Source organism: Micromonospora sp. DT46 (assembly GCF_049841735.1).
In the GTDB taxonomy this organism is placed as follows: domain Bacteria; phylum Actinomycetota; class Actinomycetes; order Mycobacteriales; family Micromonosporaceae; genus Micromonospora; species Micromonospora reichwaldensis.
The window spans coordinates 316,257-340,083 of sequence record NZ_JBNCKW010000004.1 but is presented as its reverse complement, the minus strand read 5'-3'; the positions used below and the strand labels follow the sequence as shown (position 1 = coordinate 340,083).

The window sequence follows — 23,827 nt, the reverse complement described above, 5'->3', positions numbered from 1 at the left end:
GCACACGGTAGACGACGCAACGGCCGGCAGCGGGCACCGCGTCGCGCCACGGCCCCGCGTGTCCCGCACGACCGGGCGGAAAGGCGGTGTGACATCGACCGAGGATCAGGCCGTGAAAGGCCGACCGTACGCGCACCGGAAACAGGGCTCACGACGCGTTCAGTGAACGGCCGACCGATTACCCGAAGAAGTTCTCCCGGCAGGAGCGGCGGCAGATTCCGGCGGACGGCTCGGGGTCCCACGCGGGCGGCACGGGTCCGTGCGGGCGGCAGGTGGGGTCGTCGAGCAAGGACGACGCGCGGGGCGACCCACCCCGGCGATCCCGGGGGGCGGCCCGGGGTGGGAGTCGACCGGTCACGGGCCGGCCGGCGGCACCCGCCGGCCGGCCCGTGCGTGCGGCTAGAGGGTACGGGCGAGCCGGTCGGCGAGCATGCGGGTGAACCGGGACGGGTCGGCCAGTTCCCCGCCCTCGGCGAGCAGCGCCAGGCCGTAAAGCAGCTCGGCGGTCTCCTTCAGCGACTCCTCCGTGCCGCCCTGCTCGTGCGCCTTGCGCAGGCCGGTGACCAGCGGGTGCCCGGGGTTGAGCTCCAGGATCCGCTTCACCGTCGGCACCTCGTGCCCCATCGCCCGGTACATCTTCTCCAGCGTCGGGGTGATGTCGTGGGCGTCGCCGACGACGCAGGCGGGCGAGGTGGTCAGCCGGGAGGAGAGGCGGACCTCCTTGACGGAGTCGGCGAGGGTGGCGCCCATCCAGGTGAGCAGGTCGGCGAAGTCCTTGCGCTGCTGCTCGCGCTCGGCCTCAGCCTCCTTCTTCTCCTCCTCGGTGTCCAGGTCCACCTGGCCCTTGGCGATGGAGCGCAGCGTCCTGCCGTCGTACTGGCCGACGCGCTCGATCCACACCTCGTCGACCGGGTCGGTGAGCAGCAGCACCTCGTAGCCCTTGGCGCGGAACGCCTCCATGTGCGGCGAGTTCTCGATCATCGTGCGCGAGTCGCCGGTGGCGTAGTAGATGTCGCTCTGCCCGTCCTTCATCCGGCCGACGTAGCCGGCGAGGTCCGTGGGCTCGGCCGGATCGTGGGTGGAGGCGACCGACAGGATCTCCAGGAGCGTGTCCCGGTTCTCCGTGTCGTCGATCAGGCCCTCCTTGACGGCGGCGCCGAACTCGGTCCAGAAGGTCCGGTAACGCTCGGCGTGGTTGGCCTTCATGTCCTTGACGGTGGACAGGATCTTCTTGACCAGCCGGCGGCGGACGACCTGGATCTGCCGGTCCTGCTGGAGGATCTCCCGGGAGATGTTCAGCGACAGGTCGTGCGCGTCCACGACGCCCTTGACGAAGCGCAGGTAGTTCGGCATGAGCGCTTCGCAGTCGTCCATGATGAAGACGCGCTTGACGTAGAGCTGCACGCCGCGGCGGCCCTGCGGGGCGAACAGGTCCAGCGGCGCGTGCGACGGGATGAACAGCAGGGCCTCGTACTCGAAGGTGCCCTCGCCCCGCATGTGCACGATGTCCAGCGGGTCCGCCCAGTCGTGGCTGACGTGCTTGTAGAACTCCTTGTACTCGGCCTCGTCGACCTCGTCGCGGGAGCGGGCCCAGAGCGCCTTCATCGAGTTGAGCGTCTGGGTCTCGGTGCTGGTCTCGTCGCCCTCGCCGGTGCGCTCGACGGTCATCCGGATCGGCCAGGCGATGAAGTCCGAGTAGCGCTTGACGATCTCCCGGATCGTCCACTCGGCGGTGTAGTCGTGCAGGTTGTCCTCGTCGTCGGCCGGCTTGAGGTGCAGGGTCACCGACGTGCCCTGCGGCGCCTCCTCCACCGACTCGACGGAGTACGTGCCCTCACCGGCCGACTCCCACCGGGTGCCGCCGCTCTCTCCCGCCCGGCGGGTCACCAGCTCCACCCGGTCGGCGACCATGAACGCCGCGTAGAAGCCCACGCCGAACTGGCCGATGAGATCCTGCCGCGCCCCGGCGTCGGAGGACTCGCGCAGCTTGCGCAGCAGCTCGGCGGTCCCGGACTTGGCGATCGTGCCGATCACCTGGACCACCTCGTCGCGGGACATGCCGATGCCGTTGTCCCGGACGGTCAGCGTGCGCGCCGCCTTGTCGACCTCGATCTCGATGCGCAGGTCGGAGGTGTCGACCTCCAGCTCCTTGTCGACCATCGACGCCAGGCGCAGCTTGTCCAGCGCGTCCGATGCGTTCGAGATCAGTTCACGCAGGAAGACGTCCTTGTTCGAATAGATCGAGTGGACCATCAGCTGGAGCAGCTGACGCGCCTCGGCCTGGAACTCCAACGTCTCGGCCCGGTTGCTCACACCGTGTCCTTTCATCCTCGAAAGCCCACCGAAGGTTCGCGGAAAGGATACGAGCCGTCGCCGACGGCGAGACGACGGGACCGCGGAACGTCGGCTGGCGTCGCGTTGCCCCCGCGTCCTACCGTCGCAGTTGGCGTCGACGTGGCCGCCGGAGAAGCCGAGGGCTGGTGCGACCGCCGCGGCGGGCGGTCAGTACGGTAGGGATGTGTCTCTATGGATGGCCGCGATGTGGGGACTGGTCGGCAGCGCGGTGGCCGAGGCGCTGAACCTCTCCGGGATGATGCGCCCGACCAGCGAGTCCAAGGGCCGGTGGCAGTGGCCGTGGCGGGACCGGCGGGACGCCCCGATCGTCGTGTTCGCGGTGCTGCTCAGGACCGTGGCCGGCACCGGCCTCGCCGCCGCGGCCGGGGCGGGTGGCCTGGCCACCACGGCCTTCGCCAGCTTCACCTTCGGGGTCGCGGCGCCACTGGTGATCGCCAAGATGTTCGACCAGGTCCGGGTGACGGAACGACCGACCGACAGCGGCCGGGACGGCACGAGCGGCGAGCACGATGACGCCGCGTGAGGACCTGCTCGGCAGGTTCGTCGCCGCCCTGGCCGCCCGCCCGGCCACCACCGCCACGGCCGTTCCCGTACCGGCCCGGACGCGGCTCGCCGCCGCGCTGGCCGCCCGGCCGGTCGCCGCCCGCAGCACCGGCCCGCTCCCCCGTACCGACGCCGAGGACGGCGACGGCGGGAAGCTGACCCACCGGGTCAGGGCCGTGCTCGCCGGCCTCCTCGGCGTCACCACGGACCAGTTACGCGTCGACGCCGACGGCGACGTCGGCATCCGCGCCGGTTCGGCCATGATCTTCGTACGGGCGCAGGACGACCCGCCGCTGGTCGACGTGTTCTCTCCGCTGCTCACCGGCGTCGACCCGACCGAGTCCCTGTACCGGCGGCTCTCCGACCTCACCAACGGGCTCGTGGTCGGGCGCGTCTACTGCACCGGCGACACGGTCTGGGCGTCCATCCCCGTCTTCGGGCAGGACTTCGCGCCCACCCATCTGCTGCTGGCCCTGCGGGCCATGATCGCGCTCGCCGACGACCTCGACGACCAGCTCCGGCGCGAGTTCGGCGGCAGCCGCTTCTTCGGCCCGGAGTCCGCCGGGCTGGTGGCGGTGCCCGACCCGACCGGCTACCTGCGCGACCTCGACCGGGCCGGCGCGAACGGGGCGGGCAGCGTCCTGGTCGACCTGCTGGCGGACCGGGGGCGGACGGAGGAACTGCGGATCCGTGCCGAGCACGGCGACTGGCACGCCGCCGCCCGGCTCGCCGCGCTGCTCGCCGGGGAGGGCCGCACCGACGAGGCCGAACGGTACTGGCGGATCGCCGCCGAGCAGGGTGATCCGCGCGCCCGCGACGAACTGGCCGCGCTGCTGGCCGCCCGGGGCCGGCACGACGAGGCGGTCGGCCTGCTGCGGCAGGCGGTCGACGGCGGCGACTGGCGGCACCTGCCGCTGCTGCTCACGCTGCTCACCGAAATCGGCCTGGTCGACGAGGCCGTCGAGCTGCTGCGCCGCCGGGCGGCCGAGGGCTGACGCCGCCGCCCCGATCTGGTGGGTCGAGGTGTGGAGATGTGCAGGCCTGGGTACAGACACGCGCTGGGGTGCCGGCGGACGTGCAGCTGAAGCTGGGTGCCAGGATGTGCGGGTAACGCCAGCAAGGGTCGTCGGGGCCCGGAAGTGAGGGCTGCGATGAGGTGCGACCGAGGGTGACACGGCCCACGGGGGACCCGTTCGCCGACGGTGGTGGGACCGGGCGGCTGATGGCGCGCCTCGACTGGGCCGCCACCCCGCTCGGCCCGGTCGACGGCTGGCCGCAGAGCCTGCGCGCCGCCGTCCGGATGGTCCTCTCCTCCCGCTACCCGATGCTGCTGCTGTGGGGGGACCGCTTCACCCAGCTGTACAACGACGCGTACTCGGCCCTGATCGGCGACAAACACCCCGACGCGCTCGGCGGCGACGTGCGGGTCACCCTGGCCGAGGGCTGGGACGTGCTGGGCCCCCTGATCGACGAGGCGATGACGACCGGGGTCGCCAGCTGGGTACCGGCCCTGCGACTGCTGCTCGACCGCGCCGGCTACCGCGAGGAGGCGTACTTCAGCGTCTCGCACGCCCCCGCCCGCGACGACGAGGGACGCACGGTGGGGGTGCTCACCGTGTGCAGCGAGGTCACCGAGCAGGTCGTCGGTGAGCGCCGGCTGCGTCTGCTGCGTGACCTGTCCGTCGGCGGCGACGGGCGGACCGTCGACGTGCAGAGCACCTGCGCCCGGCTCGCCGAGGCCATCGGCGGGCACCCGCTGGACGTCCCCTTCGCCGCGATCTACCTGTGCGAGGGCGCCCTGCTGCGCCGCGCCGCGCACGTCGGCGGGGAGCCCGTGGCCGCGGCCCTGCCGGCCACGCTGCCGGCGGGCGAGGAGCACGAGTGGGGGCTGACGGCCGCCGCCGGCGGCACGACGACCGACGTGGCCGGCGTCGAGCGGCGGCTCGCCCTGCCCGCCGGGCCGTGGGGCGACCCGGTCGGCACCGCCCGCGCCCTGCCACTGCCGTCGGCCGAGGCGGGCCAGCCCCTCGGGGTGCTGCTGCTCGGGGTCAGCCCGAGCCGGGGGCTGGACGAGGCGTACCGGTCGTTCCACGCGCTGCTGGCCCAGCAGGTGGCCGTCGCCGTACGCAACGCGCAGGCGTACGAGGAGGAGCGCCGGCGGGCCGAGGCGCTCGCCGAGCTGGACCGGGTCAAGACCGGCTTCTTCACCAACGTCAGCCACGAGTTCCGGACCCCGCTGACGCTGATGCTCGGCCCGCTGGCCGACGCCCTCAACGACAACGAGCACCCCCTGCCGGCGACGCAGCGGGAACGGGTCGACACCGCCTGGCGCAACGCCACCCGGCTGCTCACCCTCGTCAACAGCCTGCTCACCTTCTCCAGCCTGGAGGCCGGGCAGGCACACAGCCAGGCTCGCGAGGTCGACCTGGCCGGGCTCACCGCCGAGCTGGCGAGCGTCTTCCGGGCAGCCGTCGAACGCGCCGGGCTGCGCCTGGAGGTCGACTGCCCGCCGCTGCCCCGCGCGGTCTCCGTCGACCCGGTCAACTGGGAACGCATCGTCACCAACCTGCTGTCGAACGCGCTGAAGTACACCTTCGTCGGCCGGATCCGGGTCGGGCTGACCGCCGACGACGACGAGGTACGGCTGACCGTCGCCGACACGGGCATCGGTATCGCCGAGGATGATCTACCCCGGCTCTTCGAACGCTTCCACCGGGTGCAGGGCACCCGGTCGCGCAGCCACGAGGGCACTGGCATCGGGCTCGCCCTGGTCCGCGAGCTCGCCCGCCTCGAAGGTGGCGACGTGCGGGTGGAGAGCCGGATCGGGACGGGAACGACGTTCACCGTGGCACTGCCCTGGTCCGCCGCGGGGCGGACCCCCGCGTCGGCCGCGGGCGTGGCCGGGGCCGGGGACGCGGCCCGGGCCGCCGTCCAGGAGGCGGTCGGCTGGCTCGCCGACCCGGCGCAGGCGGGGGCGTCCGCGCCGGCCGGGCCGCCGGTGCCGGCGTACGGTGCCGAGGACGCGCTGCGGCACGCGCGGATCCTCGTCGCCGACGACAACGCCGACATGCGCGCGTACCTGGCCCGGTTGCTGGGCGAGCAGGGCTGGCGGGTGGAGACGGTCGGCGACGGCCGGCAGGCCCTGGAGGCGATCCGCCGGGATCAGCCCGACCTGGTGCTCACCGACGTGATGATGCCCGGGATCGACGGCTTCGAGCTGGTCCGTCGGCTGCGCGGGCAGGCCGGCACCCGCACGCTGCCGGTGGTGGTGCTCTCGGCGCGCGCCGGCGGCGACGCCAGCGTGGAGGGGCTCGACCTCGGCGCCGACGACTACGTCGTCAAGCCCTTCGCCGCCGCCGAGCTGATCGCCCGGGTCCGGTCCGCCCTGCACGGCGCCCGCACCCGGCGGCACCACCGGGACGACGGGGGCGACCCCGGCGACACCGCACGCGGGGCGGACGGCCTCGGCACGACGGCCGACGCGGGTGGCCTCGGCGAGGCCCCGACCGGGTCGGCGGCCGGGGCGCGGCCGGCGTCGGCCGGTTCCGAGGGCGACGGCGCCCCGGCCAGGTCACCTGCCGCGGGTGGCGGTCCCGTGGACGCGGGTGGCGGTCCGGTGAGCGGCCCGCCTGCCGCGCCGGGCGTCGATCCGTCGGTCGGCGGGAACGGGGAGCACGCCCACAACGGGGACCGGCGGCCGGCTCCCGAGCAGCCGGCCGCGCTGGACACGGGCTGGACGTACCCCTCACAGCCCACCTCCGCCGCCGCGATGCGCCGGGACGTGCGGGCCTCGCTGGAGAACCTGGACGTCGATCCGGACATCGTGGCCGACCTCCTGCTGGCCGCCTCCGAGGCGGTCAACAACGCCGTCGAGCACGCCCAACGCCCCACCCGCGCCGAGGTGCGGGTCCGACTGCGGGTGGCCGATGGCACGGTACGGATCTCGGTGCGCGACTTCGGCACCTGGCGGGACCGTCGTCCGGCCATGGACCGGGGGCGGGGTGCCACGCTGATGAACGCGTACGGCGACGTGCGACTGGTCTCCACCGCCGAAGGCACCACCGTCACCATCGAACGCCGCCTGTCGCCCACCGCCTGACCCCGCCACAGGCGGGGCCTATCGCGCCTGCCGTCACCGAGTCGAACATATATGGCGTATGTCCCGTTTGTGGTGGCGGGGGTCACGGGTCGGGTGGGCATGGGCGGGGGTGCCGGGTCGTTGTAACCAATCACGGCCGCGTGACCGGGCCCGTTCGCCGGCCCGGTGGTCGCACGCCGGCCCGATGGCCGGCGGAATGCGGACCGGACCGGCGTGGTTACATCCCCCGGACCGCCGAGTACCTCCGCCTGATCCCGGGCGTCGGGCCGCCGGAATGACCGGCCGCCCACGGTGGTTACATCCCCGGGACCACCGAGCGGGCGACCGCCGCACCCGGACGGGCCCGCGAGACGGTGGAATGTGCGGCCGGCCCGACCGGTTGCATCCCCCGGGACGAGCCCGGCCGGCCCCGCCGGCCGCAGGCCCCCGAACATCTCGACCTTTCCTCAACCGTGGCACACCCACCCCCCTCTGGTGTGTCGCGTGCCCCCGATCGAAAGGTGCTGCCATCATGCGTACCGACATCCTGCGTAAGACCGCTCTGACCGCTGCCGGGCTCGCCTTCACCGGCGGCGCCATCGCCGGCCCCGTCACCACCGCCCTCGCCGCCCCCGCCGAGGCCAAGCCCACCACCGTCACCCAGGACCGCAAGGGTGGCGAGCGGGAACTCGGCGTGCGCTACGAGGCACAGCCCAACTTCTACTACTGCGGCCCCGCCGCCGCCCGCAACGCCCTCAGCGTGCAGGGCAAGAACATCGACGTCGACGGCATGGCCCAGCGCATGGGCACCACCGAAGCCGGCACCAACTCCATCAACGACATCACCCCCGTCCTGAACAAGGAGAGCGGGAAGGACGCCTACCAGTCGGTGGAGATCCCCGGCGCCAAGGCCGACGACAAGCAGACCGACAAGCTACGCGGCGACATCGTCACCGCCATCGACGAAGGCCACGCCATCGTCGCCAACATCGCCGGCACCGCCACCGACACCGACGGCACCACCCACTCCTTCGAAGGCGGGCACTACATCAGCGTCGTCGGCTACCGCGACAACGGCAACACCGTCACCATCGCCGACTCCGCCAACCCCGACCAGGCCTCCTACCGCATGAGCGTCGACAACCTCGCCGACTGGATCGCCACCCGCGGCTACACCGCCTGACCCCACAGCGACACGAGACCGACAAGGGCCGGCCCCACAACGGGGTCGGCCCTTTCGTCACGCCATGCCGAGGGCTCGCCCGCCCCGGCCCGGTCCCGCCCAGCGTCGTGTCCACCGTCGCCACCCGTACCCGGCTCAGGACCGGCGGTTGCGCTCCTGGCTGAGCCGCTCGTCGAGCCGGCCGAGTTCGTAGATCGCGTTCAGTTCCGTCGGCAGGTGGGTCACGTTGTCGACCACGGGTTCGTCGTCCGGCTCGGGGGCGGGCGTCGGCGGGGTGGCCGGGCCGGCCGGGCCGGTGGCCGCGACGGCGGGCCGGCGCCGTCGGTGCAGGACGAACAGCACGGGCACCGCCAGGACGCCCAGCGCCAGGCCGTATACCAGCCAGCGGTCCGCTCCCCCCTCGCGTGGCGGGGCCGCGACCGTCGAGGGGGCATCGGAGGCGGCACCCTGCCCGGGCGGGCCCGGCGCGTCGGCCTCCCGTCCGGCCGGTCGCCCGGCAGGCCGATCGCCGGCGGGTGCGGGCGCGGACGCACCCCCGGGGCTGGACGCGGGCGCGGACCGTCCCGGCGCCGCCGGGACGGCCGGCGCGGCCGACGGGCCGGCCGGGGACGGGGCGGGGATCGCCGAGCTGGACGGCACGGGCGTCGGGGAGGTCCCCGGGGTGGCCCGGCCACCCCCCTTGAGCAGGTCGTCGACGACCCGCCCGACGCCGCCGAGCAGGTCACCGACCGGCCCGCCGGAGGCCGTCGGCGTCGGCGCGGGAGCGAGCGCCAGGGTCAGGGCGAGCGCAGCCACGACACGCATGGTTCACCTCGGAAAGGGGTCGATGTGCCAGGCACCGTACCGCACTCCGGGTGGTCGCCGCGTGACGCCCCGGCGGTACGACCGGGGTGACGACGCTACGGGGGACACCGCACGCGGCGTCCCCCGTAGCGGGGTGGGTCAGGCCGGCAGGCCGCCGACCTGGGTGTTGATCCAGGACCGGATGGACGGCAGGTCCACGTAGATGGACGGGCCGGTGGCGCAGGTGGAGTTGTTGTTGCCGGCCCGGCTGGTGGCGCCGATCAGGGCCCACGCCCCGTTGATCCGGCGCACCTGCGGGCCGCCCGAGTCGCCGTAGCAGGCGCCCGCGTTGCCGTTGGTGTTGTTGGTGCAGATCTCGTACGGGCCGTTGATGCCGAGGCAGCGGCTGTCCGCCACGATCGAGGTGTCCAGCTCGTTCGCGACGGTGGGGGCGCTGCCGCAGCCCCGGGGAGCACAGGTCTGGCCCCAGCCGATGATCCGGGTGGCGGTGCCGACCGCGCCGGAGGTGGTCGGGATCGGCGCCGGGGCGTAGCTGACCGAGCTGGACAGCTGGAGCAGCTTCACGTCGACGCTCGGGTGGTTGACCGCCCGGGTCACCGAGACGACGGTGCCGCCGCTGCTGCGGTTGACGCTGCCGACCCGCACCGAGGAGGGGGTCCCGCAGTGCTTGGCGGTGACCGCCCAGTTGGCCTTGATCAGGGTGCCGGTGCAGCCGGAGACGTACACCATCCACGGGTAGTTCTCACTCGCCGGCCGGCCGTTGACCACCTGCGGCGAGATGTCGTCGGTGTCGTTCCACGTGAACGTCCCGGTGGGCACCTCCGACGCGGCCAGGCCGCCCGCGAAGAGCTGGTTCACCCGGGACGCCTCGGCGGCGCTCGGGTTGGCGTTCGTGCAGGAGACCGGCGCGCTGCTGCCGGACATCAGGTCGGAGCAGAGTCCGGTACGCCGGTCGGGCAGGCCGAGGATGTGGCCGAGCTCGTGGGTGGCGATGCGGGTGCGGTTGTAGCCCTGGTTGACGGCGGTCCAGCCCATCCAGACCCGGCCGGCGCCGAGGCTGGTGACCTGCGCGCGCGGCCAGCCGCTGTCGACGTAGATGGTGACGTTGCCCGGCGTACGGGCGACCAGCTGGACGTTGCTGACCCGGCTGTTCCAGATGGCCGCGGCCTGGTCGAAGTTGGTGCGGAACTCGCCGGCCCGGCTCGCGTCGTAGTAGACGGTCCGGGCGGCGAACGCGCCCGTGTCGGCGGCGGACGCGCTCGCGCCGGTGGCAACCTGCATTCCGGTTGCGGCCAGCACCGCCGCCAGCGCGGCGGTCGCCGCGTGCAGCAGTTGTCGTCGGAACATACACGCACTCCCTGGGGTTGTCCGGCGGCGTGCCACCGCCGGTCATCGATGTACGTGAATGCTAGAGCGAGGGTCGCCGATATGCGGCATAACGGAATCGTCATACCGGCGACGCGGCGGCCCGCTCCGCCGAACGGGCCGCCCGGCGAACGTCGCCGGCCGCCAGCGCGAACAGCGCGAGCGCGCCGGCGACGGCCGCGTCCACCCCGATCACGAATCCCCGCTCCGACCCGGCCGGCGCCACGGCGACACCGGCGGCAAGCGCCACCGCCGCCGCGAGCGCCATGCCCAGGCGGGCCGACGCCTCCCACCGCACGGCCCACCGGCTCCCCGGCGGCCGTCCCGTCGTGAGGCCCGCGCGCAGCTGCCACGCGGCGGCGGCGATGAGCGACGCACCGAGCGCGCCGGCGGCCCCGATCACCAGCCACGGCACGGCGAACGCCCCCGCCCGCCCGGCGGGCGACGACACGCCGCCCGCCGCGAGCAGCGCGAACCCGACCGAGAGCGCGACATGGACGAGGATCACCCGCGACAGGCGACGTCGCAGCTCACTCAGCTCGGCAACGGGCATCGACACTGCCGCCTCCCCTGCTCGGGCCCACCCCGCATCGTGCCACGTCGGGTGCCACCTGCCCCAGAGGTGACCGGCCTCGACGTTTGACAGCAAATCGACACACTGCTATTTGTAAATACAGTTTCCTGAGGTTCCTGGTGGCCGTCCGGCCATCCCACGGGGCCGCTGGCCCACCGACCGGAGGCGGCGCGCCGCCATCCCACCCGAGGAGCGCCATGCCTCGCAAGCGGACCGTCGCCCAGCTCTCGGGCGCCCTCGCCGTCACCGTCGCCGCGATCGGCTACGGCCTGCCGTCGGCCAGCGCCGCGGCGGCCGGGCCCGTCACCGGCCTCGGCGGGAAGTGCGTCGACGTCGCCGGGGCCAACCCGGCCAACGGCACGCCGATCCAACTCTGGGACTGCAACGGCACCGCGGCCCAGGTCTGGACGGTCGGCAACGCCGACGGATCGGTCCGCGCGCTCGGCAGGTGCCTGGACGTCACCGCCGCGTCGACCGCCAACGGCGCCAAGGTGCAGCTGTACGACTGCAACGGCACCGGCGCGCAGAAGTGGACCGCCAGCAACGGCACGCTGGTCAACACCGGCTCGGGCAAGTGCCTCGACGTCACGGACTGGAGCACGGCCAACGGTGCCCGGTTGCAGATCTGGAGTTGCTCCGGCACCGCCAACCAGCGGTGGACCCTGCCCGGCGGCGGCGCCACGCCCACCCCGTCCGCGCCGGCCGGCGCTCCCCTCGACGACCCGGCCAAGAAGGACGTCGCCATGCAGCTCGTGTCGGCGGCGGAGAACTCCTCGCTCGACTGGCGCGCGCAGTTCTCCTACATCGAGGACATCGGCGACGGGCGGGGCTACACCGCCGGCATCATCGGCTTCTGCTCCGGCACCGGCGACATGCTCGAACTCGTGGAGGCGTACACGCGGACCAAGCCCGGCAACGTGCTGGCCGGCTACCTGCCCGCGCTGCGCGCCGTCGACGGCAGCGACTCGCACGCCGGCCTCGACCCGTACTTCCCCCGCGACTGGCGCACCGCCGCCGCCGACCCCGTGTTCCGGGCCGCGCAGGAGGCCGAGCGGGACCGCGTCTACTTCAACCCCTCGGTCCGCGACGGCAAGACCGACGGCGTACGGGCGCTCGGGCAGTTCGCCTACTACGACGCGGCGGTGATGCACGGCTACGAGGGCATGCGGGCGATCCGCAGTCGCGCCCTGGCCCGGGCGAAGCCCCCGGCCCAGGGCGGCGACGAGCGGACCTGGCTGCACGCCTTCCTCGACGAGCGGGTCGCCGAGATGAGGAAGGAACCCGCCCACTCGGACACCTCCCGCGTGGACACCGCGCAGCGGGTCTTCCTCAACAACGGCAACTTCGACCTGAACACGCCGCTGGTGTTCGCCGTCTACGGCGACCAGTACCGCATCGGCTGACGGCCCCCGGTCACGACTCCGGCGCGACGCCGGCGGGGGCGCCGGTCTCCCGCAGCCGGCCGTCGGCGAGCCGCAGCCAGCGGTCCACGCCGATCGCCGCGAGGAACCGTTCGTCGTGGCTGATCACCACGAACGCACCCTCGTACGCGTCGAGCGCGCTCTCCAGCTGGCCGACGCTGACCAGATCCAGGTTGTTGGTCGGCTCGTCGAGCAGGAGCAACTGCGGCGCCGGTTCGGCGAACAGCACGCAGGCCAGGGTGGCGCGGAGCCGCTCGCCGCCGGAGAGCGCCCCGACCGGGAGGTGGGCGCGGGAGCCCCGGAACAGGAAGCGGGCGAGCAGGGTCATCCGCTGCGCCTCCGGCATCGCGGGCGCGTACGCGGCCAGGCTCTCCGCGACCGTGCGGTCGAGGTCCAGCAGGTCCAGCCGCTGGGACAGGTAGGCGATCCGGCCGTCGGCCCGCCTGGTCCGGCCGCCCTCCGGCTGCACGTCGCCGCTGACCACACGCAGCAGGGTGGACTTGCCGGCGCCGTTCGGACCGGTGAGCGCGATCCGTTCGGGCCCCCGGATCGTGAGGTCCACGCCGGCACCGGCGAACAGGGCGCGCCCGCCGTAGCGGACCTGCATCCCCTCGCCGTGGAAGACCGTGCGACCGGCCGGAAGGCTGGTGCCGGGCAGTTCCAGCGTGATCCGCTGCTCGTCGCGCAGGGCACGGCCCGCCTCGTCGAGCCGGGCCTTGGCGTCGCCGACCCGCGCGGCGTGCGTCTCGTTCGACCGGCCCGCCGACTCCTGGGCGCCCCGCTTCATGGTGCCGGCGAAGATCTTCGGCAGGCCTGCGCTCTTCAGGTTGCGGGCGGCGTTGCCGGCCCGGCGCTCGGCCCGTTCGCGCGCCTGCTGCATCTCCCGCTTCTCCCGCTTGACCTCCTGCTCGGCGTGGCGGACGTTCTTCTCCGCGACCTCCCGCTCGGCGCGCACCGCCTCCTCGTACGCGGTGAAGTTGCCGCCGTAGGAGCGGACCTCGCTCCGGTCGAGTTCGAGGATGCGGTCCATCCGGTCCAGCAGCGCCCGGTCGTGGCTGACCAGCAGCAGGCAACCGTTCCAGTCCTCCAGCACGGCGTACAGCTTGCGGCGGGCGTCGAGGTCCAGGTTGTTGGTGGGCTCGTCGAGGAGCAGGATGTCGGGCCGCCGCAGCAGTTGCGCCGCCAGGCCGAGGGAGACGACCTGGCCGCCGCTGAGGGTGTGCAGGGGCCGGTCGAGGGACACGTCGTCGAGGCCGAGCCGGTCCAGTTGGGCGCGGGTGCGCTCCTCGATGTCCCAGTCGTTGCCGATCGTGGTGAAGTGCTCCTCGTCGGCGTCCCCGGCCTCGATGGCGTGCAGCGCGCCGAGCACCGGCGCGATCCCCATGACCTCGGCAACGGTCAGGTCGCCGGCCAACGGAAGGCTCTGCGGCAGGTAGCCGAGCACCCCGTCGACGGTCACGGAGCCGCCGGTCGGCTGGTACTCGCCGGCGATCAGCTTGAGCAGCGTGGTCTTGCCGGCGCCGTTCGGCGCGACGAGGCCGGTGCGGCCGGCGCCCACCGTGCAGGACAGCCCCTCGAAGACCGGGGTGTCGTCCGGCCAGGAGAAGGAGAGGCGGGAACAGATGATGAACGCGTCGGACATGCGGAGACCCTCGGGGTGACGTGGGCGCGCCGGGCGCCCTGGGGACGGGATTCGAAGACGACGGACCGCGGCCACGGCGGCGGTCGAACGCCTGCCGCTGGCCGGGCACTTCCGGTGTCACCCGGAGATGTCGTCGTCACCCGCCACGTCTGGTCTCCCTGTCCTGATCACTCGCGCCCATCCTAACAGCGCGGCCCGGCACCACGGGGACGCGCGACGGCGTCAGAGGCCCGCGCAGGGGTCGTCGCCCATCGAGCAGTCCTCGGGCGCCCTGGTGAGCTGGTCGACGTCGCGCACGGCGAACGTGAAGGTCCGCGAGCGGCCGGGCGGCACGGGCGGCCCGGTGAAGGTGACGACCTGCCCGTCGCGCCGGTGCTCCGCCCCGCTGACGTCGGTCAGGGAGCCGCCCTCGGCCAGCGTGACGACCACCGTCCAGCCGTCCACCGCCGCGCTGCCGGGATTGTCGACGACCACCTCGCCGGTGAAGCCGAGCAGCCTCGTCGAGACGGTCCGGTAGCGGGCGGTCATGGCGGGGGCCGACGGCGCGATCGAGGTGGGCGTACGCGAGGGCGTCGCCGAGGGGGTCGCCGACGGCGTCCGGCTCGGGCGGGACGGGGTCGGCGTGGCGCTGCGCGTGGGGCGGGCGGAGGGGGTCGCCCGCGGCGTACGGCTCGGGGTGGCCGTGGCTATCGGCGACGGCGTCGCGACCGGGCCGGCGACCGGGTCCGGCTCGTCGGGCAGGACCGCCCACACCGCCGCCCCGGCGGCCAGCACGACGCCGGCCAACCCCGCGACCAGCAGCGGCCAGCGGCGGCGCCGGGCGGCCGGGGCCGGCTCGTCGCCGACCACCTCGGTCACCGGCATCTCGGTGGTCATCCCGGGCTCGCCCCGGCGCAGGTCGACCTGCTGGAAGGCCAGCCAGTCGAGGATCGCCGGCAGGCGCCCCGTCAACGCCTGCCGGTAGGACTCCTCGCGGCGCTCGCGCTGCTCGTCGTTCCAGCTGCCGTGCTCCAGCACCTCGCGGACCGACAGCCGGCACCCCTCGGCGGTGGGGGCGACGGCACAGGCCAGCCGGCTTCGCCGGCCGCCCTCGAGGCACCGCAACGCGATCAGCTCCGGCTCCCGCCGGTCGGTCACCTCCGCGTCGACGGCGGCGTCGAACCCGGGCAGGCCGGCGGTGAACAGCAGCAGCCGGCCGCGCGACCCGGCCATCGGCTCGACCTCGGTGAACCAGCGGGCGAGCAGAGCGCGATCCGTCAATGCGTGCCACACCCGGTCCGCCGGGTGGAACAGGTCCACCTGCACGTCGATCTCGATCACGGCGCGACTCTACGGGTATCGATCGCGGCCCGCCCCGGACGGGGGGATCCCCACGGTGTGCGGCCGGCGCCGGGGGCGGGCGACCGGCGCCCACCCCTCCGGGGCGCCGGTCGGCGGTCATCCCTTCACGCAGACCACCTGCTTGAGGTGCGCCACCACCTCGACCAGGTCCTCCTGCTGCGCCATCACCTGGGTGATGTCCTTGTACGCCCCGGGGATCTCGTCGACCACGCCGGCGTCCTTGCGGCACTCCACGCCGGCGGTCTGCGCGACCAGGTCGGCGGTGCTGTACGTGCGCTTCGCCTGCGCCCGCGACATCCGCCGCCCCGCCCCGTGCGAGGCGGAGCAGTACGCGTCCGGGTTCCCCTTGCCCCGCACGACGTACGAGCCGGTGCCCATCGATCCCGGGATGATGCCCAGGTCCCCCCGACCGGCCCGGATCGCCCCCTTGCGGGTGACCAGCACGTCGACGCCGTCGTAGCTCTCCTCCGCCACGTAGTTGTGGTGGCAGCTGATCGGCTCGTCGAAGCCGACGTGCGGGAACTGCTCCCGCACCACTCCGCAGAGCAGGGCGAGCATGACCGCCCGGTTGCGCCGCGCGTACTCCTGCGCCCACCACAGGTCCCGGCGGTAGGCGTCCATCTCCGGCGTGCCGGCGAGGAACACCGCGAGGTCGCGGTCGGGCAGGTCGGTGTTGTGCGGCAGCCGCCGGGCGACCGCGATGTGCCGCTCCGCCAGCTCCTTGCCGATGTTGCGCGAGCCGGAGTGCAGCATGAGCCACACCCGTCCCTCGTCGGCGCCGCCCTGCTCCAGGCAGACCTCGATGAAGTGGTTGCCGCCGCCGAGCGTGCCCAGCTGCCGCTGGGCCCGCGTCTCCAGCTGCGCCACCCGCCGGTCGAGGCCCGCGAACCGGCGCCAGAAGTCGTCCCAGCCGGCCTGCTCCAGGCCCCGGACCCGGCGCGGGTCGACCGGCTTCTCCCGCTGGTTGAACCCGACCGGGATCGTGGCCTCGATCGCCGAGCGCAGCCCGGCCAGGTCGTCCGGGAGGTCGGCGGCGGTCAGCGAGGTGCGCACCGCGGACATGCCGCAGCCGATGTCGACGCCGACCGCCGCCGGCGAGACGGCCTGCCGCATCGCGATGACCGAGCCGACCGTGGCGCCCTTGCCGAAGTGCACGTCGGGCATGACCGCGACGCCCTCCACCCACGGCAGCGCGCCGATGTTGCGCAGTTGCTGGGCGGCCTGCGGCTCGATGCCGTACGGGTCGGTCCAGACCCGGACCGGCGCGCGGGTGCCCGCGAGCGGGGTGTAGCTCATCGTCGTCTCCTCGTGTCGGGGGCTGGTCGCCGCCGTCACGGCGGGACCGGAAGGGATCGGGTGACGTCGCCGGGGCGCGGCCGGGACGGGGACGGACGCGATCGGGAGGACGAAAAAGCCGCCCGGCCCCGGTGGGGTGGGCGGCTGCGCGTACGCGCCGGCGCTAGACGCGCCGCCACCCCCGTTGCCGCCCCTGTTCGGGACGTCGCCGCCCGCAGGATCGTGTGCCCGTGAGTAGCGGGGCAACACCGCGCGACGTCGGCCACACGGCGTCGGTGCGGGTGCGCTGCGACACGGCGTACTCCCCTGGGTCGTCCGGTTGACCTTGCGCCGATGACGGTAGGCGGGCGGCGACGGTGGCCGCAATGGATATTCGCGTTCCGTCGGACGACCCGCACCGGCCGCGGGAACGACGTCCAAGTCACGGTCACTTCCCCATCCTTCCCTGTCTGCACTAGGGTAGGGAACGATGAGTGAGGAAATGTACTCGGTGGAGCAGGTGGCCGAGCGGCTGGGCCTGCACGTGCGCACCGTCCGGGGCTACATCCGCGCCGGTCGGCTCAGGGCGGTGCGGATCGGCAAGCAGTACCGGATCGCCCGCGCCGACCTCGACGCGCTGACCGGTCGGTCGGCCCCCGCCCGTCCCGCCGTCGGTACGACGGTGGAGGTGTCGAGCATCCTGCAGATCGACGGCGTCGACCGGGCCGCGGCCGATCGGCTGGCCACGCTCGTCCTGGCCACGGCGAACACCACCCACCACCCCGCGCACCCGCTGCGCATCCAGACCGTCCATGACGAGGAGCGGAACCGCATGAAGATCGTGATCCTGGGCGGAGCCTCGGCCACCGCCGAGGTGCTGCACCTGGTCGACGCCGTGCTCGACGGCGACAACGGCCTGCTCACCAGGGAGGCCGGCGATGCCTGACGTCATCCAGGAGCGGGCCGGGGTGCCGGTGCTGGTGTGCGACCCGGACGGCCCGCCGGTGACCACCGAGCAGGACGCGCTGGACCTGATCGGCTCGGCCTTCCTCGGCGCCCAGGTGGTGGCCGTGCCGGTGCGCCGGCTGGACGCCTCCTTCTTCTCCCTCGGCACCCGCTTCGCCGGCGAGGTCATGCAGAAGTTCGTCAACTACCGGCTGCGCCTGGTCGTCGTGGGCGACATCGGCCCGCACCTCGCGGCCAGTTCGGCCCTGCGCGCCCTCGTGCACGAGTCGAACCGCTCCGGCCACGTGTGGTTCGTCCCCGACCTCGACGCCCTCGACGCCCGCCTGGCGCCGGCGCCGGGACCCGGTGGGGCCGCCCCCGGGCCGGGCAGGGCGCCGGCGCGCGGCTGACCGCCCCGGGGTTGTCGGCGCGCGGGACGGGTAACCGGCGCGGATGAGGCCGGAGGCCGAGCCGGTGGACGTCGACGAGCCGCTGGCCGTCGACGTACCGCCCGCGCCGCACGACGCCAGCGGCGAGCGCGTGCCGACCCGCGACCTGGCCGGGCTGGCGCCACCGGCGCGGCCGGCGCGGCGGTGGCTGCCGCGCCGGGTGGTCGCCACGCCGGCCGCGCTGGACCACCCGCACGGCCGGCGCGTGGCCCGGCGCGTCGAGGCCCTGGGCATCGAGGTCGAGCGGCTGCGCGCCAACCGACTCACCGGCATCCGCGGGGACACCGAGCGGGAGACGTACGCGCGGGCGAAGGCGACCATGGCGCTCGTGGTCAGCCCGCCGTCGCGCCGGAAGCTGCAACCCATCGCGCCCAGCGCGGACTGGCGCTTCGACCTGGCGGAGGGCTGCCCGGCCCACTGCCAGTACTGCTACCTCGCCGGCTCGCTGTCGGGGCCACCGGTGACGCGGGTGTACGCCGACCTGGACGACATCCTCGCCGGCCTCGCCGACTACGCCGGGCGGGGCACGGTGACCAGCCGCAGCGCCGCGCGGGCCGCCGAGGGCACCACCTTCGAGGCGTCCTGCTACACGGACCCGCTGGCCCTCGAGCACCTCACCGGCAGCTGGCGCCGGGCGGTGGAGCACTTCGCCGGCTGGGACGCCCCGGTGCAGCTGCGCTGGACCACCAAGTACGCCGACGTGGACACGTTCGTGGGGCTGCCGCACGCCGGGCGCACCCGGGTCCGGTTCAGCGTCAACTGCCGCCCGGTCAGCGAGCGGATGGAGGGCGGCACCGCGTCGGTGCCGCACCGGCTGGCGGCGCTGCGCCGGCTCGCCCTCGACGGCTACCCGGTGGGGTTGACCGTCGCGCCGATCATGCCGCTGCCCGGTTGGCGGGAGCACTACGGCGAGCTGCTCGACGCGGTAGCGGGCGCGGTCGCCGGGGTGCCGGGGCTCGACCTGACCGCCGAGCTGATCACCCACCGGTTCACCCCGGGCAGCAAGGAGGTGCTGCTCGGCTGGTACCCGCGCACGAGGCTGGAGATGGACGAGTCCGCCCGCAGCCGCAGGTACGGCAGGTTCGGCGCGGTGAAGTACGTCTACCCGCGCGACACGATGGCCGAGCTGCGCACCTGGTTCGACCGCGAGCTGGCCGCCCGGCTGCCTGCCTGCCGGGTCCTCTACTGGACGTGAGGATCAGCTACGGTCGACGACCGTGGCCCTGATGCGTGTCGACTTCCACTCCGAGGTGCTCGGTCTCGGCACCTCCATGACCGTGATCCTGCCGCAGCACACCTCCTCGCAGGTCGGCATGTCCGGTAGCGCCCCGCAGGGCGACCCGCCCGTGCTCTACCTGCTGCACGGGCTGTCCGACGACGACACGATCTGGCTGCGCCGCACCTCGATCGAGCGGTACGTGGCGCCGCTCGGCCTGGCCGTGGTGATGCCCCAGGTCGGGCGCAGCTTCTACAGCGACGAGGAGCACGGCAACCGGTACTGGACCTTCCTCACCGACGAGCTGCCCCGGCTGTGCCACGGGTTCTTCCGGCTCTCGACGCGTCGGGAGGACACCTTCGTCGCCGGGCTCTCGATGGGCGGCTACGGGGCGCTGAAGTGGGCGCTGCGCGAGCCGGACCGCTTCGCGGCGGCGGCGAGCCTCTCCGGCGCGCTCGACGTGGCCGCCCGCCGCCACGCCCCGACCGCGCCCCTCGACCCCGGCGTCTGGCACACCGCCTTCGGCGAGCGCACCGTCGCGGGCAGCGACGACGATGTCCTCGCCCTGCTCGGCAGAACCAAGGGCGCCGACCTGCCCGCGCTGCGCGTCGCCTGCGGCACCGAGGACTTCCTGTACGAGGACAACCTGACCTTCGTCACGGCGGCCCGCGAGCGCGGCGTCCCGCTCACCGTGGACTTCTCCCCCGGCGCGCACGACTGGGCGTACTGGGACGCGAAGATCCAGGACGTGCTGGCCTGGTTGCCGCTGCGCACCGGCGCCTGACCCGGCGGCCGGTCGCCGGGTGCCGGCTGAGCGGTGCCGGTGGCCGGGCGGCCCGGCGCTCAGGCCCCGACGGTGCCGTCGACGCCCTCGCGCAGGAGGTCGGCGTGGCCGTTGTGGCGGGCGTACTCGTGGATCAGGTGCAGCATCACCAGGCGCAGGGACACGTCCTCGCCGGATCTGGCGTGGTGGCCGGTCACGTCGAGCGACTCGGCCTCGCGCTCGATGCGACGCGAGTGCGCGACCTCCCGCTGCCAGGCGTCGAACGCCTCGGCGCGGGTGGCGCCGCACGCGTCGTACGCCACCTGGAAGTCGCCCGAGTCCGACCAGACCAGCGGCACGTCCTCGCCGTCGATGGTCCGGCGGAACCAGGCCCGCTCCACCTCCGCCATGTGCCGGACCAGACCGAGCAGCGACAGCGTGGACGGGGGCATCGACTGCCGGCGCAGGTCCTCGTCGGACAGCCCGTCGCACTTCATCGCGAGGGTCGCCCGGTGGTAGTCCAGGAAGGCGCGCAGCATCTCGCGCTCGTCCCCGGTGACGGGCGGCCCGATCCGTTCGGTGGCCACGACCCACTCCCCCCTCGCGTGACGGCACACCTGCCGTCCGACGGTCGCTCGTCTCCGAGCCGGAACGTCCGATCATGCCCGACGTCGCGGCGCGCGTAGCGTGGGCACGCAGCCGCACGCCCGGGAGGAAACCAACCGTGACCCTGTCCACCCCCGCGACCGCGCTCGCGTACTTCGGCATCGACGCCCTGATCGACGACGACACCCGAGACCTCCAAACCGCCGTGCGCGGCTTCGTCGACCGACGGGTCCGCCCGGAGATCGCCACCTGGTACGAGCAGGGCCGCCTGCCCGTGCGGGAACTCGCCCGCGAACTCGGTGAACTCGGCGTGCTCGGCATGCACCTGCGGGGCTACGGCTGCGCCGGCACCTCCGCCGTCGCGTACGGGCTGGCCTGCTTCGAGCTGGAGGCGGGCGACTCGGGGCTGCGCTCCCTGGTGTCGGTGCAGGGATCGCTCGCCATGTACGCCATCTGGCGGTTCGGCTCCGAGGAGCAGAAGCAGCAGTGGCTGCCCCGGATGGCGGCCGGCGAGGCCATCGGCTGCTTCGGCCTGACCGAACCGGACTTCGGCTCCGACCCGGCCGGCATGCGGACCCGGGCCCGCCGCGACGGGGACGACTGGGTGCTCGACGGCACCAAGATGTGGATCACCAACGGCTCCGTCGCGGATGTCGCCGTGGTGTGGGCCCGCACCGACGAGGGCGTACGCGGCTTCCTCGTCCCCGCCGGCACCCCCGGCTTCACCGCCCCGGAGATCACCCGCAAGCTCTCCCTGCGCGCCTCGGTGACCTCGGAACTCGTCCTCGACGACGTGCGGCTGCCCGCCGACGCGATGCTGCCGGAGGCCACCGGCCTGTCCGGGCCGCTGACGTGTCTCAACGAGGCCCGCTTCGGCATCGTCTTCGGGGCGCTGGGCGCGGCCCACGACTGCCTGGAGACGACGATCGCGTACGCCCGCAGCCGGCAGATCTTCGACAAGCCGCTCGCCGCGTACCAGGCCACCCAGCTCAAGCTCGCCGACATGGGGCTGGAGCTGGGCAAGGGGATGCTGCTGGCGTTGCAGATCGGCGCGCTGAAGGACGCCGGCACCCTCGACCACCGGCAGATCAGCCTGGGCAAACTCAACAGCGTGCGGGAGGCCATCGCCATCGCCCGCGAGTGCCGCGCCATCCTGGGCGCGGCCGGGATCACCCTCGACTACCCGGTCATCCGGCACTCGGCCAACCTCGAGTCCGTGCTCACCTACGAGGGCACGTCCGAGGTGCATCAGCTGATCATCGGACAGGTGCTGACCGGCCACGCCGCCTTCAAGTGAGCGTCACGCCGGGTCGGGTGCGTCAGCCGGGTCGGGTGCGTCAGCCGGGTCGGGAGCGCCAGCCGGGTCGGGTGCGTCAGCCGCCCACGGGTTCGGCCGAGGAGCGGGCCACCGGCAGGTCGAAGTACGTGTCCGGCCAGGGTTCGTCGCGGTAGCGGTAGTGCCACCACTCGCGGTCGTAGTTGACGAAGCCGCCGTCGGTCATCAGCTGCCGCAGCAGCCGCCGGTTGTCCCGGGCCACGCCGGTGACCTGGGGTGAGTCGGTGTGCGCGAGCGGGTCGAAGCAGTCGAAGCCGGTGCCCATGTCGACGCCGTTGTCCGGGAACCGCTGCCCCTTCGCAGCGGTGCAGGAGACCAGGGGCCGGCCCGGGGCGTACGGGGGCTGGGTGGGGGTCGGCACGTCGACCAGGGTCAGGTCGAGCGTGCTGCCCCGGCTGTGGGCGGTGGGCGCCCCGACGTACCCCTCGTCGAACAGCTCGGACTTCGCCACCCGGGGATAGAACTCCGCCTTCATCCGCTGCTCGCCGGGCTGCCGGGCCCACTCGACGAAGTCGTCGGCGGCCCGTTGGGGGCGGTAGCAGTCGTACACCTTCAGGCTGCGGGCCCGGGCGAGGGCGGCGTCCTGCACCCGGCGCAGCGCCTCGGCGGCCCGGCGGGTGAGCAGGCAGAGCGGTTCGGGGTAGCCGGCGACCGGCCGACCGACGAAGTTGTGGGCGGTGGCGTACCGGATGTCGGTCCGGATGCGCGGGTCGACGTCGGTGAGGACGACGAGGCCCGGCCCGGGCGACGTCGCGGCGGGGGCGGACGCCGGGAACGACGGTGGCGGCGCGGCCGGTGGTGACGGCGCGGGTCGGGTGCAGGCGGGCGCGAGCGCCACCATCACGACGGCCACGGCCACCGCCCGCCGGCGGGCGGTCGCGGCGCGCGGGGCTCGCCGGCGGATCCGGACTGGCCTGGCCACACCCCTGTCTATCAGGCTACGGGCCGTCGGGCGCCCGGTCCGGCCAGAGGTGTACGCGCAGGAAGCCCACCGCCGCCTCGTCGTCGTCGATCCCGCCGGCCTCGTGACCGTTGTACCGCCAGACCGACAGCTCCGTCGGCCCCCGGCAGGCGTTGACGGCGGCGAAGACCGTCGACGGCGGCACGATCTCGTCCATCAGCGCGACGGAGAAGCGGGCCGGCAGGTGGCACCGGCGGGCGAAGTTCACCCCGTCGACGTACGCCAGGGTGTCGAGCACCCGCTCCTCGGCGTGCCGGTGGACGGCCAGATAGTCGCGGATCTCCCGGTACGGCTGCGCGTCGGTGAGCACGATCGCGCGCGGGATGTCGCACAGGAAGGGCACGCCGGCCACGACGGCCCGCAGGTCGGGCGTCAACGCGGCGACGGCGAGCGCCGCCCCGCCGCCCTGGCTGTGCCCGAGGACCGCGACCCGCGCCGGATCGACCGCCGGCAGGGTGCGGACGGCGTCCACCGCCCGCACCGCGTCGGTGAGGAACCGCCGGTAGTAGTACGTGCGGGGGTCCGTCACGCCACGGGTGGCGACCCCGGGCGCCTCGGGGCCGGCGGCGGCCGGATCCGGGGTGTCCCCCCGGGTCCAGCCCGCCCCCTGCCCCCGGGTGTCCATCTGCAGGTGCGCGAACCCGGCCGAGGCCCACAGCAGGTTCTCCAGCGGGTGGCCCCGGCCGCCGCCGTAGCCGGCGTACTGCACGACGGTGGGCAGGGGCGACTCGGCGCCGCGCGGCAGCCGCAGCCAGGCCCGCACCGGCTGCCCGGCGAAGCCGGGAAAGGTCACGTCGAGCACGTCGATCGTGGCCAGCCCGGTGGGCACCGGCTCGGCGCGCACCGGCCAGCCGCACTCCCGCGACTCGGCGATCGTGTCCGCCCAGAACCGGTCGAAGTCCGCCGGCTCCCGCACCCCGCCGCGGTACGCGCGCAACTGCTCCTCGGGCAGGTCGGTGAGGGCCACCGC

At 73.9% G+C, this 23,827-nt stretch carries 20 protein-coding genes and 1 pseudogene; 10 read left to right on the top strand and 11 right to left on the bottom strand.

The window, feature by feature from the left end; genetic code table 11:
• Window positions 1-399: 399 nt before the first annotated feature.
• Complete coding sequence (gene htpG / locus ACLQ20_RS12965; protein ID WP_425855651.1) at window positions 400-2,328, bottom strand: molecular chaperone HtpG; 1,929 nt, start codon at window positions 2,326-2,328, stop codon at window positions 400-402.
• 190 nt (window positions 2,329-2,518) lie between these two features.
• On the opposite strand from htpG, the gene ACLQ20_RS12960 reads away from it, so the two are divergent.
• From ACLQ20_RS12960 to ACLQ20_RS12945, 4 genes are all read left to right on the top strand, one after another.
• A complete protein-coding gene (locus tag ACLQ20_RS12960; protein WP_425855649.1) occupies window positions 2,519-2,878 on the top strand; it encodes a hypothetical protein in 360 nt (119 codons plus the stop codon).
• A complete protein-coding gene (locus tag ACLQ20_RS12955) occupies window positions 2,865-3,893 on the top strand; it encodes a T3SS (YopN, CesT) and YbjN peptide-binding chaperone 1 (RefSeq protein WP_425855647.1) in 1,029 nt (342 codons plus the stop codon). The genes ACLQ20_RS12960 and ACLQ20_RS12955 overlap by 14 nt, the downstream gene beginning before the upstream one ends.
• A 173-nt stretch (window positions 3,894-4,066) precedes the next feature.
• Entirely contained in the window at window positions 4,067-6,997 is a 2,931-nt protein-coding gene (locus ACLQ20_RS12950) for an ATP-binding protein (protein WP_425855645.1), read from the top strand.
• 511 nt (window positions 6,998-7,508) lie between these two features.
• Window positions 7,509-8,159 (top strand): C39 family peptidase, encoded by a 651-nt coding sequence (locus ACLQ20_RS12945; RefSeq protein ID WP_425855643.1) that lies wholly within the window; start codon window positions 7,509-7,511, stop codon window positions 8,157-8,159.
• Window positions 8,160-8,294: 135 nt separating this feature from the next.
• Here ACLQ20_RS12945 and ACLQ20_RS12940 read toward each other — a convergent pair whose 3' ends face one another.
• From ACLQ20_RS12940 to ACLQ20_RS12925, 4 genes and pseudogenes are all read right to left on the bottom strand, one after another.
• The gene (locus ACLQ20_RS12940; protein WP_425855642.1) at window positions 8,295-8,963 is read right to left on the bottom strand and encodes a hypothetical protein; all 669 of its coding nucleotides are present in this window, start codon (window positions 8,961-8,963) and stop codon (window positions 8,295-8,297) included.
• A gap of 138 nt (window positions 8,964-9,101) precedes the next feature.
• Window positions 9,102-9,797, bottom strand: a complete 696-nt coding sequence (locus ACLQ20_RS12935) for a S1 family peptidase (protein WP_370519009.1) — start codon at window positions 9,795-9,797, stop codon at window positions 9,102-9,104.
• Window positions 9,798-9,809: 12 nt separating this feature from the next.
• Window positions 9,810-10,244, bottom strand: a pseudogene (locus ACLQ20_RS12930) (snapalysin family zinc-dependent metalloprotease); the annotation flags it as partial.
• Between the two features lie 166 nt (window positions 10,245-10,410).
• Window positions 10,411-10,887, bottom strand: coding sequence for a hypothetical protein (locus tag ACLQ20_RS12925; RefSeq protein WP_425855641.1), 477 nt, complete (start codon window positions 10,885-10,887; stop codon window positions 10,411-10,413).
• 212 nt (window positions 10,888-11,099) lie between these two features.
• Here ACLQ20_RS12925 and ACLQ20_RS12920 point away from each other — a divergent pair, with 212 nt between their 5' ends.
• A complete protein-coding gene (locus ACLQ20_RS12920; RefSeq protein ID WP_327028571.1) occupies window positions 11,100-12,305 on the top strand; it encodes a chitosanase in 1,206 nt (401 codons plus the stop codon).
• A gap of 10 nt (window positions 12,306-12,315) precedes the next feature.
• On the opposite strand, the gene abc-f is transcribed toward ACLQ20_RS12920, so the two are convergent.
• From abc-f to ACLQ20_RS12905, 3 genes are all read right to left on the bottom strand, one after another.
• Entirely contained in the window at window positions 12,316-13,965 is a 1,650-nt protein-coding gene (abc-f, locus tag ACLQ20_RS12915) for a ribosomal protection-like ABC-F family protein (RefSeq protein WP_327028572.1), read from the bottom strand.
• A gap of 222 nt (window positions 13,966-14,187) precedes the next feature.
• Window positions 14,188-15,285 carry an SRPBCC family protein gene (locus ACLQ20_RS12910; protein ID WP_327028573.1) on the bottom strand — a complete coding sequence of 366 codons (1,098 nt, stop codon included), beginning with the start codon at window positions 15,283-15,285 and terminating at the stop codon, window positions 14,188-14,190.
• Window positions 15,286-15,402: 117 nt separating this feature from the next.
• A complete protein-coding gene (locus ACLQ20_RS12905) occupies window positions 15,403-16,602 on the bottom strand; it encodes an RtcB family protein (RefSeq protein ID WP_151457217.1) in 1,200 nt (399 codons plus the stop codon).
• Window positions 16,603-17,071: 469 nt separating this feature from the next.
• On the opposite strand from ACLQ20_RS12905, the gene ACLQ20_RS12900 reads away from it, so the two are divergent.
• Genes ACLQ20_RS12900 through ACLQ20_RS12885 form a run of 4 tightly spaced genes read left to right on the top strand, consistent with a single transcriptional unit; the run spans window position 17,072 to window position 19,975 of the window.
• The gene (locus tag ACLQ20_RS12900; protein ID WP_425855639.1) at window positions 17,072-17,527 is read left to right on the top strand and encodes a helix-turn-helix domain-containing protein; all 456 of its coding nucleotides are present in this window, start codon (window positions 17,072-17,074) and stop codon (window positions 17,525-17,527) included.
• The gene (locus tag ACLQ20_RS12895; protein WP_327028574.1) at window positions 17,520-17,936 is read left to right on the top strand and encodes a DUF4180 domain-containing protein; all 417 of its coding nucleotides are present in this window, start codon (window positions 17,520-17,522) and stop codon (window positions 17,934-17,936) included. Before ACLQ20_RS12900 ends, ACLQ20_RS12895 begins: the two co-directional genes overlap by 8 nt.
• A 43-nt stretch (window positions 17,937-17,979) precedes the next feature.
• Complete coding sequence (locus tag ACLQ20_RS12890; RefSeq protein ID WP_425855636.1) at window positions 17,980-19,170, top strand: spore photoproduct lyase family protein; 1,191 nt, start codon at window positions 17,980-17,982, stop codon at window positions 19,168-19,170.
• Window positions 19,171-19,192: 22 nt separating this feature from the next.
• The gene (locus tag ACLQ20_RS12885) at window positions 19,193-19,975 is read left to right on the top strand and encodes an alpha/beta hydrolase (protein ID WP_425855634.1); all 783 of its coding nucleotides are present in this window, start codon (window positions 19,193-19,195) and stop codon (window positions 19,973-19,975) included.
• Window positions 19,976-20,034: 59 nt separating this feature from the next.
• Here ACLQ20_RS12885 and ACLQ20_RS12880 read toward each other — a convergent pair whose 3' ends face one another.
• Window positions 20,035-20,541, bottom strand: a complete 507-nt coding sequence (locus ACLQ20_RS12880) for a DinB family protein (protein ID WP_425855633.1) — start codon at window positions 20,539-20,541, stop codon at window positions 20,035-20,037.
• Window positions 20,542-20,720: 179 nt separating this feature from the next.
• Between ACLQ20_RS12880 and ACLQ20_RS12875 the strand changes: the two genes are divergently transcribed.
• Window positions 20,721-21,857 (top strand): acyl-CoA dehydrogenase family protein, encoded by a 1,137-nt coding sequence (locus tag ACLQ20_RS12875; protein ID WP_425855925.1) that lies wholly within the window; start codon window positions 20,721-20,723, stop codon window positions 21,855-21,857.
• Window positions 21,858-21,933: 76 nt separating this feature from the next.
• Here ACLQ20_RS12875 and ACLQ20_RS12870 read toward each other — a convergent pair whose 3' ends face one another.
• Window positions 21,934-22,818, bottom strand: coding sequence for a M15 family metallopeptidase (locus tag ACLQ20_RS12870; RefSeq protein WP_425855631.1), 885 nt, complete (start codon window positions 22,816-22,818; stop codon window positions 21,934-21,936).
• Between the two features lie 16 nt (window positions 22,819-22,834).
• A complete protein-coding gene (locus ACLQ20_RS12865; RefSeq protein WP_327028578.1) occupies window positions 22,835-23,824 on the bottom strand; it encodes an acetylxylan esterase in 990 nt (329 codons plus the stop codon).
• Window positions 23,825-23,827: the final 3 nt, after the last annotated feature.

Bases quoted from the DNA above. Each gene is read 5' to 3' on its own strand.
- htpG (WP_425855651.1), bottom strand. From the start codon at position 2,328: ATGAAAGGACACGGTGTGAGCAACCGGGCCGAGACGTTGGAGTTCCAG.
- ACLQ20_RS12955 (WP_425855647.1), top strand. From the start codon at position 2,865: ATGACGCCGCGTGAGGACCTGCTCGGCAGGTTCGTCGCCGCCCTGGCC.
- ACLQ20_RS12945 (WP_425855643.1), top strand. From the start codon at position 7,509: ATGCGTACCGACATCCTGCGTAAGACCGCTCTGACCGCTGCCGGGCTC.
- ACLQ20_RS12940 (WP_425855642.1), bottom strand. From the start codon at position 8,963: ATGCGTGTCGTGGCTGCGCTCGCCCTGACCCTGGCGCTCGCTCCCGCG.
- ACLQ20_RS12920 (WP_327028571.1), top strand. From the start codon at position 11,100: ATGCCTCGCAAGCGGACCGTCGCCCAGCTCTCGGGCGCCCTCGCCGTC.
- abc-f (WP_327028572.1), bottom strand. From the start codon at position 13,965: ATGTCCGACGCGTTCATCATCTGTTCCCGCCTCTCCTTCTCCTGGCCG.
- ACLQ20_RS12905 (WP_151457217.1), bottom strand. From the start codon at position 16,602: ATGAGCTACACCCCGCTCGCGGGCACCCGCGCGCCGGTCCGGGTCTGG.
- ACLQ20_RS12900 (WP_425855639.1), top strand. From the start codon at position 17,072: ATGAGTGAGGAAATGTACTCGGTGGAGCAGGTGGCCGAGCGGCTGGGC.
- ACLQ20_RS12895 (WP_327028574.1), top strand. From the start codon at position 17,520: ATGCCTGACGTCATCCAGGAGCGGGCCGGGGTGCCGGTGCTGGTGTGC.
- ACLQ20_RS12890 (WP_425855636.1), top strand. From the start codon at position 17,980: ATGAGGCCGGAGGCCGAGCCGGTGGACGTCGACGAGCCGCTGGCCGTC.